Source organism: Peptostreptococcus russellii (genome assembly GCF_003012055.1).
GTDB lineage: Bacteria > Bacillota > Clostridia > Peptostreptococcales > Peptostreptococcaceae > Peptostreptococcus > Peptostreptococcus russellii.
This window is the reverse complement of sequence record NZ_JYGE01000003.1, coordinates 525,459-543,378: the sequence shown is the minus strand read 5'-3', so window position 1 is coordinate 543,378 and position 17,920 is coordinate 525,459. Positions and strand designations below refer to the sequence as shown.

Sequence of the window (17,920 nt, the reverse complement as noted above, 5' to 3'; positions counted from 1 at the left end):
TTATATTCCTCCTCTCAATCTATTTTTTGTGATTCTACAGTCCAGTCTAAATAAAATTATTGATAAAATCACAAATATTATACTCCCTATGTTAAGTAAATTATATTTTTCGAAAATTATAAAGTTACTTTCCTGATTACTTATTATGAAAAATAAATAAACAATCATTAAAAACCCACAAGCCATCATTAAAACAAAATATACTAGTTTATTAAAAAGTTTACCCCTACTATTTTCAATATAAAAAATGCTTGTAAGAGACTGTATACCAATTATACAAGTAGATACATATATAAAGCATATTAGAAGAGGGATTTTTGGTGAGTATGGAAGTATAATTAATAAATCCATAATCAGCCCCCACAGCCCAGCTTCATATACAGATCCTGCTAATAATTTACATATAAAGTTGACTAGAATTAAAGATATAGTCATTACAATAATATAGAAAATATATAGGCTTATAGAAGAAAGTATTCTTGCTATTTTTATTTTTTCAATAGATACAGGAAGACTCGCTTCTATATAAGAACTATTATTTTTTTTCCTATAATTTCTGCTTACAGTATCAATAGACATTAAAATTGAAATAGCTGCTCCAAACATTATTACTATAAAGCTTGTGTTTTCTTGAATCAGTTGAAAATTCAGCTGTCCTTCTCCGTAGAGCTTAAGCTGATCTGTAAAAACTTTCGGCAAATCTGGATTGCTAGAAAAAAGTTTAAATGCTTTTGAACTTTCTAAAATACTAATATCTCCACCGTTATAGCTAATTATATAGAGATTACCCAAAAAGAATAATAGGCAAAATACAGCCATTATGATAAACTTTCTTTTGTTTTTAACTAATTCATAGTAGTATAGTTTAAATATATCATTCATAGTTTCCTCCTAAAAATCTAGTTTTTTTCTGTATATATATATATTGATTAAAGTCACAACAAGTAATATTAATATTGATTGAATAAAATTGCTTATACTAAAAACTTCAAATATTACGATAAAGAAGTTTTCTATAGCAAATTGAATTATATCAAAAATAATATTTCCTGACCCTACTACAAATATAGATAGCATAAATACAATTATAAATGCAAGTAAAACTTTTATTTTATATTTATATATAGCAAAGAATACAAGTGTTATAAATCCAGTTATAGCAGGCCATGTAATAAATATTCTATATAATATATTTTCTATGCTAAGGCTAAATATTCCAATTCCACTTTTTTGCATTATAGATATTTTTGCTCTTGGAACATCTTGTAAAAGTGAAGCAAATCTAATAAACTCTGGAGAGTTTAAAAGCTTATTTACATAGATAAAAAATACATTAGGAGCTATAAATACCAAAATATACTGTATCAATACAAACAAAATAACTTCTATCAGCATTGATAAAATTTGATAGCCTCTATTTACAGGTAGTTGTAAAATATTGTACATAGTACCATCATCATTGTATAATCTTTTATATAGATTTATTACAATAAATATTATAACCAAGCAAGTAGCTGCTAGTTTGTACATATCTATTACATTATATGCCCTTAATATCTGACTCATATAGTCTATTTCTTCATGAGTATTAGATAAAAGCCACTTTAATTGAAAGCTAGATATAAATACTGATAAAATCATAAATATGGCTGATATGCTGCTTAAAGATATAAAAACCTTTTTATTTTGCCTAAGATTAAGCTTTATCACCTTTAAAAAATTACTCATCTTTTGACACCTCTCTAATTTTATCGACTATGGATTTTCCTTCAGTAGATCGCATCTCCTCAGCTTCAAAGTCTGATACAACCCTTCCATCATTTAATATAAATACATGGTCTACAATTGGTTCAATTTCTGATATTTCATGAGTAGTAAGAATAACTGCCTGATTTTCATCCATATATCTTGCCATTATGCTTACAAATTCTTCTCTCTTGAAAATATCTATTCCACTAAAAGGTTCATCTAGTAAAATATACTTCATATCTAGAGAAAAGCTTAATACCAATTTTACCTTTGCTATATTACCCTTTGAAAGAGAATCAATCACATCATCTTTATTAAGATTGAAAAACTCCAACATTTCATCAGCTTTTTCATCATTCCAAGTTTCATAAAAATCTTTATAAAAATCTATCATTTCACCTATTGTAAAGCCTGGAAAGTGTGTTTCGCAATCAGCTACAAAGATTAGCTTTTTGTATATAGACTCATTTATTTTTTTATCATCAATAATAACTTCACCAGAGTTTGGCTTTATTATACCTGCAATTATTTTTAATAGAGTTGATTTTCCAGCACCGTTTATACCAAGTACAGCAGTTATTTTTCCTTCTTCTATCTTTAATGAAACATTATCCAAGGCATAGTTCATATATTTTTTTCTTGAATGTGCTTGTTTTTTATATTTCTTAGTTATATTTTTTAAAACAATCATTATAATTCCTCCATTTTATATTTGAAATTTAATTACTTTCTTTTTTAATAGATTCAGTATCTTTAGTGTCGCTATTAGAATCTATCTTGTCATAGTAGTTGCTTATCAAATTTAGCACTTGCTCTTTAGGTATTTTTATTGACTTCATAGTTTTAATAAAGATATCTAGAGGTTCTTTTATATACTCTTCTTTTAATAAATCTAATACTTTCAAATCATCTGTAATGATGCTGTGTTTATTTTTTTCTGTTTTTATTAGACCAATATCTTCCATATGTGAATAAGCCTTCTGAACAGTGTTTAGATTAACTCTTATAGAGCTGGCCAATTCTCTTCTAGAAGCTATTATATCTCCGGGTTCTAACTCTCCTAGAAAAACTTTTGCTTGAAAGTATTTAGATATTTGAAGATATATGGGAGAACTATTGTTTAGATCAAAATCTATATTGCTCATATATTTTCCTCCTGTAAGTGTACTAGCGAGATGGTACAGTGTGCTTATAAAAAAACAAGGATACCACTAAGTCGCTATAAAATATTTATATAAGTTGTGTACTAATGGTCTAGTACACTTTATAGCTGTATTATATACCTAGTACAGATTTAAAGCAATACTTTTTTTGAAAATTTTATATATTATCCTAAAAACACTTATACTTTGTTTAAAATTTATCTAACATTGAATAGAAAGTTGAGTGAAATAATTAGATATCAAAACATATTTGCTGGAATTTATATAGATAAAGACAGCCTAGCAAATTTTTGCTAGGCTGTCTTTAAAAGTTTTAGACTCTATTGTAAGAAATATATTCGATATTTATATTTTCAAGTATTGAAATATCACCCAATATAAGAGCCTCTTTCTTTGATTTACTAAGTTTTTTAATGGCAGATTCCATTTTCATAGCCAAACTTTTGCTCTCTAATTCTATAAAAATCTCTAAGCATTCAAATTTATGTGCTTTAACATACTTTGAACCAATACTATTTTTATGTTCACTTTCTCTTCTTTTTATATCTGTTGTGTATCCACAGTAAAGGCTTCCATCTTTACATCTTAAAATATAGGTGTAAGCTATAGTCTTACAAATTCCTTTAAAACTAACCATGCTTTTATATCTATATTTACATCACTAGATAGTAGCTCTTCTGCCATTTTTTTATCTACATAGATGCTTTCTATAATTTCGCTCTCTTCCTGTAGTTCTGTAGAGACCTCACCTCTAGCCTTACCATATACTAGAGCAAGGGATTCATCAGACATTCCAACGGAAGCAAAAGATTTTTTACAAGAAGAGTTTTCATCAATATCATATAGTTCAAGACCTGTCTCCTCTTTCATCTCTCTTTTGGCGGCGACATAAATATCTTCACCTTCGTCTATTAGTCCAGCAGGGAGAGAATATACATAATCATTGATTGGCATACGAAACTCCTTGATGAGCACTAGAGAGCCTCTACTTTCATCTATTGCTGCTATTAATACAGCATCAATTTTTATAGATTCTTCTTTAAATAACATTTTTTTATAGCTATTAAGATTTTTCCTAGAGGCAACGATCCATTTTTTTTGATTCCCAAGCTTTGTTTCATAAAAAATTTCAAACACATTTAAAAACTTGGAATTATAAACTTCAGCTATCTTTGTTATTTTATTGATTTTTCTAAATTTTTTCACAATTTTCTCCTTTACTATTTACTTATTATTAAAAAAGATATATAATTAACATAAGGAAGGATAATAAAATTTTCCTTCAAGTAATCAAAATTTAATATTTAATTGCTCTTTATACTATATTATTAATTCAAAATTAGAATCTTTTTTATTAGGTTAATCATATTTTTATATAAAGGAGTGAGTAATATGCTAGAAATCAAGACAAACACAAATACAAGGACAAGAACAAAAAACCAAGCGAGTTTCTCCAAATTTGCGAAGAACCATATACAAGACTTTGTGGAAGTAAGTTCTTATCTAAGTGGTTCAAAGCTATACGGAGTAATTTCCGAAAGCGATAACGTATCTCTAACTCTTACAATTACTTACCTAGATGAAGAAGATCCTAGATATAATGAGACAGAGTCTCTATATATACCTTTGAATTCAATAAAGTATATTAGAAAGCTTTAAATTAAATTTTAAATGAGATTAATGAGAGCTCCTGCTAGTTAGTGGGGGCCCTCTTCTGCGGCAGTTCACTATACTAAAAATATAAATCTTTAAAATCAAACAAAAAAATATATAATTAAGAAGGTGCCAATGGCACCTTCTTTGCTTTACTTATCTGTTTTCGCAGAACTTTTCTACTTTAACTGTGATACTTTCAATTATATTATCTAATTCACCACTAATTTCTCCAACGCCTTCTGTAGAAAGTTTTACAATTTCCTTTGACATAGGAAGTTCACCTAATAAGTCAACCTTATTGCTTTCTAAGAATTTGCTGATATCTGCATCATCAAACATTCTTATTTTTTCTGAACAGCCTGGACACTGGATATAACTCATATTTTCTATTATACCTATAACAGGAATATTCATTTGCTGAGTCATACTAATAGCCTTAGAAACTATCATAGATACTAAGTTTTGTGGCATAGAAACCATTACAACTCCACTTAAAGGTATTGACTGCATAACTGTTAATGCTACGTCACCTGTACCTGGAGGCATATCTATTAATAAATAGTCTAACTCACCCCATACAACATCAGTATAGAACTGCTTTACTACTCCACCAATCATAGGTCCTCTCCAAATTACAGGGGAATTTTCATCTTCTAACATTAAGTTAAGTGATATTACCTTTATACCGTTAGCAGTAGTTACTGGAACTATATTAGTTCCATCTGAAAATGCCTTCATATCTCCCATTCTCATAAGTCTAGGGATACTTGGTCCAGTAATGTCGGCATCTAAAATACCAACTTTATATCCTTTAGCACTAAGTTGTTTAGCAAGAAGCGTAGTCATAGTTGACTTACCTACTCCACCCTTACCACTCATTACTCCGATAATATTTTTTATTTTGTTATTAGGATTATTTTGAATTCCGCATGATTCTGCGTTTGTATCACAACTGCCCTTTGAAGGACAAGATTCACAATTACTCAAATAAAACACCTCCAATTGTTTTTAAGACAACTAGACATACATAACTTTGATATGTTTTGAAAATAATATAATAAAATTATATCTTTTTAAAATAAGCCATATCAAATAAGCCACATAGCTATATTTGTGACTTTTCAAATATATCTAGAAGTTTTTCCTTTACTTTATCCGAGGCAAATATCGCCCCTACTGTATTATAATACATTTTTTTGTAATCGTCTATATTCATATCTATTAGTTTTGAAACGATTTCATATTCTCTACTAAGGCTAGTGGCTGATACTGTTCTATTGTCGGTGTTTATAGAGAATAATAAATCTTCCTCGAAAAATTTTATAAGAGGGTGATTTTTCATAGAGTCTACTGCTTTTGTTTGTATATTACTCGTAGGACAGATTTCAAAAAATATATTGGATGATTTTATTTCATTAAAAATATCTTTTGATTCTAGCAATCTAACACCATGGCCAATTCTTTTTGCGTGTAAAAGATTTACAGAATCTAATATATTCTGTGCAGATCCAGCTTCACCAGCATGAATAGTAATATTGTATCCATATTTATTTGCCAAGTCCATCGCTTCAATAAACTTATATGCAAAAGCTTCATCTTCGGCTCCAGCCAAGTCCACTCCACACACACCCTTATCTAAATACTTTTTGCCAGTCTCTATAGTGGCTATGGCATCTTCTTGAGTAAGATTTTTCATACAGCAAAGAATTAGTCCACCATCAATACTAAATTCTTTCTTGGCTCTATCAAGGCCCTTTATAGCGGCTTGTATAACTTCATCTAGCGAAAGACCAGATTTTGTGTGAAGAATAGGAGCAAATCTCAATTCCATATACACTATATTTTCTTTAAAGGCATCCTCAAATATCTCGTATGTAAATCTTTCTATGCTTTTCTCTGTCTGAAGAACTTTAAGTGCAAGGTCAAAAGCTTTTAGGTAGTCAATCAATGAAGTGGAATTCTTTGATGCTTCGACAAAATCGTCTATATTTTCAGGGCTTACTGATTTCAAATCTAGTTTTTGAAGTTCTATCTCTTCAAGTATACTTTCCTTTCTTAAAGATCCATCTAGGTGGCAGTGTAGTTCTATTTTTGCCAACTTACTTATCTGCTCTTTTGTCAATTTTCTTGTCATAATAATGTCCTTTCATATTTTTATGCTTGTTACTTTCAGAATAGATTTAAAGTAACTTATACTATTATAATTTGATTTTGTTTTTTAGATATCATATATCAAATACTTTAACTCTTCTCAATACTATATTATACAATATATTTTATTGTTTATCTGAGCTATTTAAAAATTCATGGAAATAAAAAGTATAAAAAAAGAACTCTCTAAATTAAAGAGAGTTCTATATATTCATATTATTTTACAAAGAAACATGTCCTTGCATTCTATTCATTTCTTCTAAAATATTGATTGAATGATCAGATATTCTTTCAAGATTTGTTATTATATCTGAGAAGTAGATACCACCTTCAACAGAACAATTTCCAGCTCTTAATCTAGCCATATGAGAATTTCTAGCCTTTTTCTCAAGGGCATCAATTTCTTTTTCACGCTTTCTAACAACACCTGCAAGTTCATAGTCATTAGTCTTTATCGCAGTGATTGAATCATAGAAGTTGGTAGAAGCAATTTTAAATATTACATCTAGCTCCTCTTGAGCATCTGCTGTAAACTTAATATTTTTATCATGCATAAATCCTGCAATTTCAGCCAAGTTTTCTGCATGGTCTCCTACTCTTTCGATATCATTTACAATATGGAACATTACATCTGTTTTTATTCTTTCTGGATCACTAAGATTTTTAGTAGTCAATAAGAATAGGAAATTTGTAATATCTAGTTGTAAAGTATTGATAACTTTTTCATACTCGAAAGTTTTATTTCTTTTTTCTAAATCACCCGTTTTAATTGCATCATATGCTGCATTTAGAGACCTTGTAGAACGACTAGCCATTCTTATTACTTCATCAACTGTGTTTGAAAGAGCAATTGATGGAGTTTCAAGAATTCTCTCATCAAGGAATTTTGTAGTAGATATACGATCTTCTTCTTCCTCTGGAGTGATAGGGACTAGCTTTGTAGCAAGTTTTACAATGTAATTACTAAATGGAAGTAACACTATAACATTTACGATATTAAATAACGTATGTGTATTTGCTATCTGTCTTGGAATATTAGTTGGGTTTAACTGTTGTACAAATGCAATTATTGGTCTGCTAAGTACTAACATAAATAATAATGTACCTATAATGTTGAAACAAAGATGCATTATAGCAGTTCTTTTTGCGTTTCTACCAGCTCCTACAGTAGATAGTAATGAAGTAACACAAGTACCTATATTATCACCGTACAAGATTGGTAAGGCAGCCGTAATAGGAAGAACTCCCTGTGATGCAAGTACAATTAATATACCTATGGATGCACTTGAGCTCTGTATTGTACCTGTCATTATAAATCCTGCTATAACTCCAAGTAAAGGATTCTTACTAAGCGCAAGTATAGCTGAATGAACTTTAGGCATATCTGCAATAGGAGCAGCTGCATCTTTCATAAAACTCATACCTACAAATAGTATACCAAAACCTATTAATATTTCACTAAAATTTTTAACATTTTTCTTTTTAGTTACAAACCATAAGAACATACCTATACCAATAGTTATTGGAGCAAATTTTTCTATATTGAATGATACTAACTGAGCAGTTACAGTTGTACCTATATTAGCACCCATTATGATGCCTATTGCCTGCTGTAAATTCATTATCCCAGCATTTACAAAGCCAACTGTCATAACAGTGGTTGCACTTGAACTCTGAATAATAGCTGTAACTAGTGTACCAACTAATACACCCATTAGTTTATTTGTAGTTAACATTTCTATTATATTTTTCAGTTTTTCGCCTGCAGCCTTTTGAAGACCGTCGCCCATAACATTCATTCCATAAAGGAACATACCTAACCCGCCGATTAGATAAACAGCACTTTCCATATTTACACCTCATCTAAATAATTTTACAAACTTATAATAAAATAAAATAGTCCGCAATAAATATAATAGCATGAATTTAATTGAAATGTACAGAAAACATACAAAAAAAGTTAACTCAATGTTAAATTTAACATTGAGTTAACAATTGAATCTATAAATTTGATGTAATCTTATAGAATAAATCTTCAAGTTTTTCTTTGTCATTGATAATTGGTTTTATAAAATAAGTATTTTCCTGTAGAGAACCAACATTCATATAGCCACGATTGCTTATATTTACTCTTCTTAAGTCCTCTTTGTATTCTCTACTAGATGTTGTTATAATTCCGACTCTTCCCTTTGCACCCATAATCTGGAAGTATTCTGTAACGCTAAGGCTTTCTTTTTCAGCCTCGTATATTCCTTCTGTATTTTGAATATATTCATTTAGGTCCATATAGCCTCTTTCATATACATTTTTATCAATATTATAAGGTAATAGCTCTATCAATCGAACATCCATTAAATTATTTATAGTAAGTTTCATAAAATCTATAAGTTCATCATCATTAAAATCTTTTATAGCAACACAATTTATTTTTAAGTTGATACCTGCCATTTGACACGCATCAATAGAGATAAATACCTCTTTTAAATTTGCCCCTTCTGTAAGAGCGTGGTACTTGTATTCCTTTAGTGAATCCAAAGATATATTGACACTAGTTAAACCAAGATTTTTTAAATCAAGTATTCTAGTTCCAAGTCCTATTCCATTAGTTGTGATAGCAATCTCTTTGATCCCACATTCCTTAGAATATGATATTAACTCTTCCAAACCATTATAAAGAAGAGGTTCGCCCCCTACAAATCGGATTTTTTTAAGGCCTCTATCAGCAAAAAATTTTATAATTGACTTGAAATTATCAACTTTCATAGCTTGTTCCTCTTGAGTGATAATCTTCGTATCGTCATTTGTTTTTTTATACATCAAGGAATAGTTATTTTCTTCAGTTACAATCAAACGTAGATAGGATAAGCTCTCATCCATTATTTTCACTTCCTTTTAAAAAATTTTTATAAGACTATCAGTAATTGTTTTAGATATAATTCTTCTCTGCTCCATATAGTCATAATATGTATCAAATTCATAACAAACATATTCAAGACCTTCTGATGTTAGTTTGTTAATTTTATTAAGGTTGCAGTCATAAAATATATCAATCTTACCAATTTGTAATATCATTTTATATATACAATCATATAAATCCATTATAATTCTATCGCTATACTCTCCAAATTTATCAACAGTATGGTAAATACTTTCTTTTGAGATAAGAGATTTCTTATAAAATCTAATGAAATTCATAAAATCTTCAACATTGTTTTCTGGTTCTAATTCAAATAAAACTCTGAAAAATAAGTTCCAAGGAACTTCTGTATTCATTTTTTCTATAAAAATATCAGCAAGATTATTTGAAAACTCATCTTCAAATTCCACTTCATTTTCTAGTTCTAATGCTTCATTAAAATCAATTTTTTTCTTTATAAAATTACATATTTTTGTATATTCTTCAGTCATAAAACTGCTCATTCCATCTACAGAGTCCTCATACTTGTGTATTGAGTAGCTGAGTATGGTATCGCAAGGTTGTTTAAAGTCAATGGCAAAAGACAATTGTTTTTCCATTTTAAAGGTAATTGTATCATATAAAAATTTCGCAAAAAGTTTTTCGACTTCTTTACGTCCAGCCACTGTGCTTATGCTCTTATTCGGCTTGAAGTTATTATATATACTAAGTAGCTGATCATCTATCATTGTAAGGTTATTCTTTATAGAAACCATCATATCTTTTAAGAACTTATCAGCAAGTAAGTAAGTTGTATTTTTATATATTATTTTATGTTCAATTTCGCTCCAAAAGACATTTACTAGTGACTTTATTTGGAGTTCAAACTTGACTTTTCTATTTAAGAAAGTATACTCTCCATCTACCTTGTAAATTTCAAAGCCATTTTTCTGTCTTAAGGGTTGTTTATCAAATAAATAAAGACGTATATTTTTATTATTTTTAGAATAGAAATATTTTCCATCATCCGTTCTATTGAAATAGTTCTTTATCTGCATAAAGATGTCTTCTTCTTCCTTAACGAACTTACATTCAATTCTTATACCTATTAGGTCTGGTATATCTGATATAAGATCTGCTGGATTAGAGTAAGCAACCATACATCTATTTCTTATTATTTTTTCTTTTAGACTGTTTTCTGATTTTATACGAGAACTGACAGCCATCAATTCATTCTCTTTCAAAGGTATAGATCCAAAGAACTTTACCAATTCATCTTCTATTACTTCTAGGGCTGGTCTTTGTTCAGCCAATATAGTAGTTGCTGCATCTATAAATTCAAATTCCTTTAAACTCATAACATCCTCCATTAATATACTAACACATTAGTATTATACCAAATTTGCTGATGATGTACAAATTTATTATATTTGAAAATATAAACAGCATAATAAAAATCAGATATTTAAAAAAATATCTGATTTAATATTTACGAATTTCTTAAAGTATTCAACACGACAATATCTCCTGGCAATATCATTGTGTCTCCATTTGGTACAATAGTGTGTCCCCGTCTTTTGATTATTACAACCAAAAAATCATTTGGAACAGATATTTCAGATAGCATTAAATATGCCCACTTATGTTTTTTATCTATATAAAACTCCTGTAAATCAGTACCCATACTACTATTAAAGGTAACTGCTGTAAGTACAATTTCATCATTTTCCTCAACAATGGTGTCTCCATTTGGTATCATATCGAGTCCATCTCTTTGTATAAGCGTTATAAGTATGTCGTGTGGCATACCTATATCAGCTATCTTTTTACCAATCCAATTACTAGAAGAGTCGACGATTGTGCTTACAAAGTCCATATCGATTTCTTCACTGTAGTCATTGAATGTCTTAAATACATTACCTTCAGGGTCGATCATGTCAATCTTTTGGGATACAAGTTTAAGAGTTGTTCCTTGGGTCAGCATAGAAAGTATTACAATACAAAATACTATATGAAATACATCTATATTTAAATCGGTCAAGCTGACAGCAGCTACAGTTGCGAAAACTATAGAAGATGCACCTCTAAGTCCAGCCCATGAGATAATCGCAATTTGATTATTGGGGGATTTAAAGGGCTTGAGCAGACCAATTGTTACGAGTGGTCTGGCTATAAATGTTAAAAAAAGTGTAACAAGTATACCTACTGGTAATGATTTTACAATTAATGCTGGTGATGACAATAAGCCCAATACAAAGAAAATTACTATCTGCATCAAACTTGTGATACCGTCAAACATATGAACCATAGTTTTTTTGTTGATTCTTAGTCGATTACCCAGAGAAACACCTACTATGTAAGCACTTAAAAAACCATTTCCTCCAACAGCAGCAGGTAATGCATAGGAAATAATGGCGATTGCAACCATAAATGCTGATTGGAAACCTTCATTTTCAAATCTAAAATTTTTGAAGATTTTAACAGTCAAAAAGGAAATGAAAGCACCAAAGACAATTCCAAAGAAAAGTTGTGAAAAAAGCAATTGTGCTACTGAAACTGCAGAAGTTTGACCTTGTATCATTGAAATAACAGTGACTGTGAGTAGATATGAAAATGGGTCATTTGCACCACTTTCCATTTCAAGAAGTGAATCGGTGTTATATTTTAAGGAAAGTCTTTCAGATTTTAATATTGAGAAAACTGAAGCAGCATCTGTTGAAGATATTACTGCACCTAAGAGGAATCCTTCGAAAATATCCATCTTTAAAGCGTAGTGGCAGAATGCACCTACAAGTAAGGCTGTCAATACAGTTCCAAGAGAGGCCATTATTGAGGCTTTTCCAAACACAGGCTTTATCATTTTCCAATTCGTACCAAATCCACCATAAAACATGATAAAGATTAAAGCAACTGTACAAACTTGTTCGGCCAACTTAAAATCAGTAAAATCAACCTTTAAGATTCCTTCACTACCAAAGAGCATACCTAGAAATATGAAAGCCAATAGAGCTGGCACCCTTATCTTTTTTGAAATTTTACTTAGAAAGGTAGTTGAAATAATGACAACTACAGCTGAAAAAAGTAAAAACATATTTATATTCATAATTATCTCCTCCTTTAATATATATATTAGATGATTATTTGTTATTTGTACATATTTTTATATTAATTTGAATATTTAAATGTAAAGAATTGGAGATATATTGAGAATATAGCAAAATTTTATTAAAGACAAGCTAAAGTATCTTTTCATTAATTTAGTGTGAGCAAACAAATTTGCTCACACTAATATTGTTTAAAAATTATTTATTTAACTTTTTTTATATTCCAAATCTCTTTGACATACTCTGAAGTAGCTCTATCTGCAGAGAATATTCCAGAATTTGCTATATTAACTAGGCTCATTTGCCCCCACTTAATCCTATCTTGATAAGTTTTCTCTATTAACTTCTGTTGTTCAAGATAACTTTCAAAGTCGGCTAGACACATATATGGATCACGTGAAACAAGATAATCAGCCATATAATTGAAGTTACTATCTCCATTGTCTAGAGTTCTCATAAAGTCAATAGTTTCCTTTATAACAGAACTGTTTTGATAAAACTCTTCTGATCTATAACCTCTCTCAGACAAATCTGAAACCTCTTCACTTGATAAACCAAATATGAATATATTATCCTTACCTACTGCATTGTATATTTCAACATTTGCACCATCCATAGTGCCCAGTGTTAAGGCTCCATTTAACATTAGTTTCATATTACCAGTTCCAGAAGCTTCTTTACCTGCCTGAGATATCTGTTCACTTACATCTGCAGCTGGTATTATTTTTTCAGCCAATGAAACCCTATAATCTTCTAAAAATACAACTTTTATATATTTTCTAACTTCAGGATCCATCTCTATAATTTCTGATATAGAGCAAATTAATTTTATAATATTCTTTGCCATAACATATCCAGAAGATGCTTTTGCTGAAAATATAAAGGTTCTAGGATATGGCTTTAAAGCATTATACTTGATCTCCTTGTAAAGATAGATAATATGTAGAGCATTTAAAAGCTGCCTTTTATATTCATGTAATCTTTTTATTTGAACGTCAAATATAGAGTTTGTATCCACAGTTAAGCCTGTATTTTTTTTAATATATTCAGCCAACTGTACCTTTTTAATCTTTTTAATGTTTTCTAGATTATTTATAACTGATTCATCTGATTTATACTCTAACAGATTTTCAATGCTAGAAAGGTCTTTTATAAAGTCTACTTCTAACAGTTCATTTAAATACTTTGTAAGTTCTGGATTAGCCTGTCCGAGCCATCTTCTATGAGCAATACCATTAGTAACATTTGTAAACTTACCTGGATAAATTCTATTAAATGATTTGAAAGTATCTTTTTTAAGTATATCTGAATGTAGTTTAGAGACACCATTTACACTATAACTACTCACTATACATAAATTAGCCATTCTTATCATATCGTTATGAATAATGGACATCTCTTCCAAATCAACAGAAGCTCCAATATCTTTACACCATTTACAGAACCTATTGTTTATCTCACTTATAATAGTGTATATTCTAGGAAGTATTGGTCTAAATAAGTCTACTGACCACTTTTCAAGGGCCTCAGCCATTATTGTATGATTAGTATAGGCAAATGTCTTTATAGTAATCTCCCAAGCCTTATCCCAAGAGTACTCATATTCATCCATTAATATTCTCATCAATTCAGGTATACATAAAGAAGGGTGTGTATCATTTATATGTATTACCACTTTTTCTGCAAGATTATCCAATGTATTATATGCTTTATAGTGCATTTTGACAATTTGTTGTAATGAAGCACTTGTAAAGAAATACTGCTGCTTTATTCTAAGTTCCTTGCCTTTGTTATTATCATCCGCTGGATAAAGAAGTTTTGAAATGGATTCAGCTATTGCTTTGGATTCAACTGACTTTGAGTACTCACCTTGTTCAAATAGTCTCATATTAAATCCACCACTAGCCTTTGATTTCCAAAGTCTTAAAACATTTACCGCATCTGTTTCATATCCAGAAATCATCAAGTCATAAGGCTCTGCAATTATTGGTGTATAATCTTCATATTTAATACGAAGCCCATCACTTGTCCACTGCTCTTTAGTTTCTCCATAAAACTTGATTTCAACTTCTTCATCACTTCTATATATTAGACCGTACTTACCAAGATCTAGCCAGTTATCAGGAAACTCCTGTTGCCATCCATTGGAAATAACTTGTTTGAAAATACCAAATTCATATAATATACTAAATCCAGTAATGGGGTATTCCTGACTAGTAAGTGCGTCCATATAACAAGAAGCTAATCTTCCAAGTCCACCATTTCCAAGACCAGGATCTGGTTCTATATCATAAATCTTATCCAAAACAAACCCATTTTCAGATAAGAAATTTTTAACTTCACTTTCTATACCTAGATTATATAAATTATTTCTAAGAGTTTTACCGACTAAAAATTCCATAGACATATAGTAAACTCTCTTTTGTTCAGATTCTTTTAATTTGTTGATATAATGATATCTCTTTTCGGCAAGCTTATCTCTAGTAATTACCATTAGTGCCTGATAAATTTGTCTTTCACTTGCATCTTCAATTGAGTTGCCAAATCTCTTTTCAAGATATCTCTTTATTGCTTTTGTAAAACTGTCCATAAAACCACCTCCTGATAGCTAAAATTATAAAATTTCATTATACATTTCGATGTACTTATCTGCTGAATTAATCCAGGATGAATCATAGTTCATGGCATTTAAAATAAGTTTTTTCCATAAAGGTTTATCATAGTAATATACATCAAGACTTCTTTTGATAGCATCTAACATATCATAAGGATTAAAAGATTCAAAAGTAAAACCAACTCCTTCTTCTGTATCAGAGTTAAATGGCTCTACAGTATCTCTTAGTCCTCCAACTCTATTGACAATAGGTATTGAACCATATCTCATTGCAATCATCTGAGAGAGCCCACAAGGCTCTGATTTTGATGGCATAAGGTATATATCTGATCCGGCATATATCTCAGATGCTAGATCATTTGAAAACATAATTATTGAACGTATTCTATCATGTCTTTTAAATTCAAGATCTCTAAGTGCATTTTCATACGTTTCATATCCTGTACCTAATATAATTAGCTGAGTTCCCATATCTACTATTTGTTCAGCTACTTCTAGGACGATATTTATTCCTTTTTGATCAGTAAGCCTGCCAACCATTCCAATAAGAGGAATATCTGGATTAACTTCTAGGTCCATTTTTTTTTGTAAAGCTAGCTTATTTTTAACTTTATATTCTGTTTTAAAAGTATTTTTAGAATATCGATGGGCAATAGCTGAATCATTGTAGGGGTTATATCTTTGATAGTCTATACCATTTACAATTCCTCTTAATTTTATTCTTTCATCTTGAAAAATAGAACTTAAACCAAATGAAAAATATGGATCTAAAAGTTCATTCGCATAGCTTTCACTAACTGTATTTACCCTGTCCGCAAGTTGAACACCTGCCTTCAATAGGTTGATATCATTGTCAAAAGTCATTATATCCAGATAGTCATTACTTAGTCCAAATAGACTTCCAAGAACGTATGGATTGTACTTTCCTTGAAATTCTACATTATGTATAGAAAAAACACTTTTAATATTTATATAAAAATCAAAGTTAGCTTTTTTAAATGAGTCTAGATAGACAATTGACAGGGCCGTATGCCAGTCATTTGCATTGATTATATCCGCTTGAAAATCTATGTGTGGCATTATTTCTAGAGCAGCCTTTGAAAAAAATGCAAATCTTTCTCCATCATCTACTTCTCCATAAATATTACTTCTATTGAAGTATTGTTCATTATCTATAAAATAATACTTTATGCCATTATATTTTCCTTCAAATATTCCACAGTAAATCTGTCTCCATCCTAGACTAACATAGATATATTTTACAAATTTTATTTTATACTTCTCCCTATTAATACTAGAATATAGAGGAAGTACAACTCTGGCATCTACGCCTTCTTTTTTTAATGCCTTGGGAAGAGATCCAATAACATCGCCGAGACCACCCGTCTTTATAAAGGGAGCGGACTCCGCAGCAATAAATAACACTTTCATCTTTTCACCTCACAAATTGATATACTTTAAAGTAATTATCAATTTCCACTATATATTTTTGTCCTTAGGAACTGTAAACTGACAATTAATATCGCCCTTCAATTCCTTATTCTTGCTTACAGTAACAAACTTGTCTGTAATAACATAGTCTAAGTCTGCTCCAGATTTTATAACTGTTCCAGACATTAGTATACTATTTTTAACTTTTGCACCTTCTTCTATCGTTACATCTCTAAAGATAATACTGTTTTCTACAACACCGTTTATATGGCTACCATCTGCAAGCAATGAGCAGCTAACATCTGCATTTTGACCATAGATAGTAGGCACACTATCTTTTACTCTTGTAAGTATTTCAGTACCAGATAGAAAAATTTCATGACCTATTTCAGGATTTAATAAATCCATATTGAAATTAAAGTAGCTTTCTAAGCTATCTATAACTTTACAGTAGCTTTTTACGTTATAAGCATAAACATTTAATTTATTGAAATTCTTTGAAACATAGTCTCTTACTATATCTTCCCAACCAAGAGTATTTCCTTTTTGTATTAGTTTTTTGAAAAGATCTTTGTGTAAAACAGTGATTTTTAAAAGAGTATTACACTCATAATCAGCACCAGATTGATGGAAAAGAGAGTCATAAGCTCTATTTTTATGATCAACCATCATTTCTATATCTCCAGGCTTTGGCCTGCTCTTCATACATAAAACTGTTACATCTGCATTATTTTTCTTATGAAAATCAAGAACTTCTCTAAAGTCTATGTTGCAAATAATATTTGCATCAGCTACTATACAATAGTCCTGAAGCATTGAATTTATGTATGGTTCAGCATTAGTCAAAGCCTCGAACTTACTTCTAGGTATTGTAGTATTTGATATTGCTAGAGGTGGTATGATCTTTAATCCACCATTTTTTCTGTTCAAATCCCAGTCCTTACCCCAACCAACATGATCCATCAGAGAATTATAATCTTTTGTAGTTAGTAATCCTATGTTTGGAATATCTGCCTTCACAAGAGATGAAAGCATAAAATCAACCATCCTATATCTACATCCGACATGTAAAGCTGCTAAGGCTCTATTTTTTGCAAATCCCCCAATATCATGATTTTTAAAATTATCTGCAAATAAAACACAAAATGCATTCATA

At 30.0% G+C, this 17,920-nt stretch carries 16 protein-coding genes; 1 reads left to right on the top strand and 15 read right to left on the bottom strand.

The genetic code is table 11. The features are described from left to right. From UF10_RS04340 to UF10_RS04315, 6 genes are all read right to left on the bottom strand, one after another. On the bottom strand, window positions 1-882 hold the full coding sequence (locus UF10_RS04340; protein ID WP_106776587.1) for a hypothetical protein: 882 nt from the start codon (window positions 880-882) through the stop codon (window positions 1-3). A 9-nt stretch (window positions 883-891) separates the two neighbouring features. Further along, window positions 892-1,728 carry a hypothetical protein gene (locus UF10_RS04335; protein WP_106776586.1) on the bottom strand — a complete coding sequence of 279 codons (837 nt, stop codon included), beginning with the start codon at window positions 1,726-1,728 and terminating at the stop codon, window positions 892-894. Beyond that, complete coding sequence (locus tag UF10_RS04330) at window positions 1,721-2,440, bottom strand: ABC transporter ATP-binding protein (RefSeq protein WP_106776585.1); 720 nt, start codon at window positions 2,438-2,440, stop codon at window positions 1,721-1,723. Before UF10_RS04330 ends, UF10_RS04335 begins: the two co-directional genes overlap by 8 nt. Window positions 2,441-2,468: 28 nt before the next feature. Beyond that, window positions 2,469-2,894 (bottom strand): GntR family transcriptional regulator, encoded by a 426-nt coding sequence (locus UF10_RS04325; RefSeq protein ID WP_106776584.1) that lies wholly within the window; start codon window positions 2,892-2,894, stop codon window positions 2,469-2,471. A 331-nt stretch (window positions 2,895-3,225) separates the two neighbouring features. Then, a complete protein-coding gene (locus UF10_RS04320) occupies window positions 3,226-3,549 on the bottom strand; it encodes a GIY-YIG nuclease family protein (protein ID WP_242969041.1) in 324 nt (107 codons plus the stop codon). Beyond that, window positions 3,516-4,118 (bottom strand): NUDIX hydrolase, encoded by a 603-nt coding sequence (locus UF10_RS04315; protein WP_106776583.1) that lies wholly within the window; start codon window positions 4,116-4,118, stop codon window positions 3,516-3,518. The genes UF10_RS04320 and UF10_RS04315 overlap by 34 nt, the downstream gene beginning before the upstream one ends. A gap of 186 nt (window positions 4,119-4,304) precedes the next feature. On the opposite strand from UF10_RS04315, the gene UF10_RS04310 reads away from it, so the two are divergent. Further along, window positions 4,305-4,571: a hypothetical protein gene (locus tag UF10_RS04310; RefSeq protein ID WP_106776582.1), complete on the top strand. Its 267-nt coding sequence runs from the start codon at window positions 4,305-4,307 to the stop codon at window positions 4,569-4,571. A 150-nt stretch (window positions 4,572-4,721) separates the two neighbouring features. Here the strand turns inward: UF10_RS04310 and UF10_RS04305 are convergent, their stop codons facing one another. The 9 genes from UF10_RS04305 to glgD form a co-directional block, all read right to left on the bottom strand. After that, on the bottom strand, window positions 4,722-5,555 hold the full coding sequence (locus tag UF10_RS04305; RefSeq protein ID WP_106776581.1) for an Mrp/NBP35 family ATP-binding protein: 834 nt from the start codon (window positions 5,553-5,555) through the stop codon (window positions 4,722-4,724). A gap of 118 nt (window positions 5,556-5,673) precedes the next feature. Further along, window positions 5,674-6,702, bottom strand: a complete 1,029-nt coding sequence (gene add, locus UF10_RS04300) for an adenosine deaminase (RefSeq protein WP_106776580.1) — start codon at window positions 6,700-6,702, stop codon at window positions 5,674-5,676. 238 nt (window positions 6,703-6,940) lie between these two features. Continuing rightward, the gene (locus UF10_RS04295; protein WP_106776579.1) at window positions 6,941-8,569 is read right to left on the bottom strand and encodes a Na/Pi cotransporter family protein; all 1,629 of its coding nucleotides are present in this window, start codon (window positions 8,567-8,569) and stop codon (window positions 6,941-6,943) included. A 151-nt stretch (window positions 8,570-8,720) separates the two neighbouring features. Next, entirely contained in the window at window positions 8,721-9,596 is an 876-nt protein-coding gene (locus tag UF10_RS04290; RefSeq protein WP_106776578.1) for a radical SAM protein, read from the bottom strand. Window positions 9,597-9,611: 15 nt separating this feature from the next. After that, window positions 9,612-10,973 (bottom strand): GTP pyrophosphokinase, encoded by a 1,362-nt coding sequence (locus tag UF10_RS04285; protein WP_106776577.1) that lies wholly within the window; start codon window positions 10,971-10,973, stop codon window positions 9,612-9,614. Window positions 10,974-11,104: 131 nt separating this feature from the next. Further along, window positions 11,105-12,718 (bottom strand): potassium/proton antiporter, encoded by a 1,614-nt coding sequence (locus UF10_RS04280; RefSeq protein ID WP_242969040.1) that lies wholly within the window; start codon window positions 12,716-12,718, stop codon window positions 11,105-11,107. A gap of 203 nt (window positions 12,719-12,921) precedes the next feature. Next, on the bottom strand, window positions 12,922-15,309 hold the full coding sequence (locus UF10_RS04275) for a glycogen/starch/alpha-glucan phosphorylase (RefSeq protein ID WP_106776576.1): 2,388 nt from the start codon (window positions 15,307-15,309) through the stop codon (window positions 12,922-12,924). 24 nt (window positions 15,310-15,333) lie between these two features. Continuing rightward, a complete protein-coding gene (gene glgA, locus UF10_RS04270; RefSeq protein WP_106776575.1) occupies window positions 15,334-16,764 on the bottom strand; it encodes a glycogen synthase GlgA in 1,431 nt (476 codons plus the stop codon). Window positions 16,765-16,812: 48 nt separating this feature from the next. Further along, window positions 16,813-17,919, bottom strand: coding sequence for a glucose-1-phosphate adenylyltransferase subunit GlgD (glgD, locus tag UF10_RS04265; RefSeq protein WP_106776574.1), 1,107 nt, complete (start codon window positions 17,917-17,919; stop codon window positions 16,813-16,815). Window position 17,920: the final 1 nt, after the last annotated feature.

What these genes read in the sequence shown, in the direction of transcription:
- UF10_RS04310 (WP_106776582.1), top strand. Translation starts at nt 4,305, where the DNA reads ATGCTAGAAATCAAGACAAACACAAATACAAGGACAAGAACAAAAAAC.
- UF10_RS04280 (WP_242969040.1), bottom strand. Translation starts at nt 12,718, where the DNA reads ATGAATATAAATATGTTTTTACTTTTTTCAGCTGTAGTTGTCATTATT.
- UF10_RS04340 (WP_106776587.1), bottom strand. Translation starts at nt 882, where the DNA reads ATGAATGATATATTTAAACTATACTACTATGAATTAGTTAAAAACAAA.
- glgA (WP_106776575.1), bottom strand. Translation starts at nt 16,764, where the DNA reads ATGAAAGTGTTATTTATTGCTGCGGAGTCCGCTCCCTTTATAAAGACG.
- UF10_RS04320 (WP_242969041.1), bottom strand. Translation starts at nt 3,549, where the DNA reads ATGGTTAGTTTTAAAGGAATTTGTAAGACTATAGCTTACACCTATATT.
- UF10_RS04275 (WP_106776576.1), bottom strand. Translation starts at nt 15,309, where the DNA reads ATGGACAGTTTTACAAAAGCAATAAAGAGATATCTTGAAAAGAGATTT.
- UF10_RS04330 (WP_106776585.1), bottom strand. Translation starts at nt 2,440, where the DNA reads ATGATTGTTTTAAAAAATATAACTAAGAAATATAAAAAACAAGCACAT.
- UF10_RS04295 (WP_106776579.1), bottom strand. Translation starts at nt 8,569, where the DNA reads ATGGAAAGTGCTGTTTATCTAATCGGCGGGTTAGGTATGTTCCTTTAT.
- UF10_RS04290 (WP_106776578.1), bottom strand. Translation starts at nt 9,596, where the DNA reads ATGGATGAGAGCTTATCCTATCTACGTTTGATTGTAACTGAAGAAAAT.
- UF10_RS04335 (WP_106776586.1), bottom strand. Translation starts at nt 1,728, where the DNA reads ATGAGTAATTTTTTAAAGGTGATAAAGCTTAATCTTAGGCAAAATAAA.
- add (WP_106776580.1), bottom strand. Translation starts at nt 6,702, where the DNA reads ATGACAAGAAAATTGACAAAAGAGCAGATAAGTAAGTTGGCAAAAATA.
- UF10_RS04325 (WP_106776584.1), bottom strand. Translation starts at nt 2,894, where the DNA reads ATGAGCAATATAGATTTTGATCTAAACAATAGTTCTCCCATATATCTT.
- UF10_RS04285 (WP_106776577.1), bottom strand. Translation starts at nt 10,973, where the DNA reads ATGAGTTTAAAGGAATTTGAATTTATAGATGCAGCAACTACTATATTG.
- glgD (WP_106776574.1), bottom strand. Translation starts at nt 17,919, where the DNA reads ATGAATGCATTTTGTGTTTTATTTGCAGATAATTTTAAAAATCATGAT.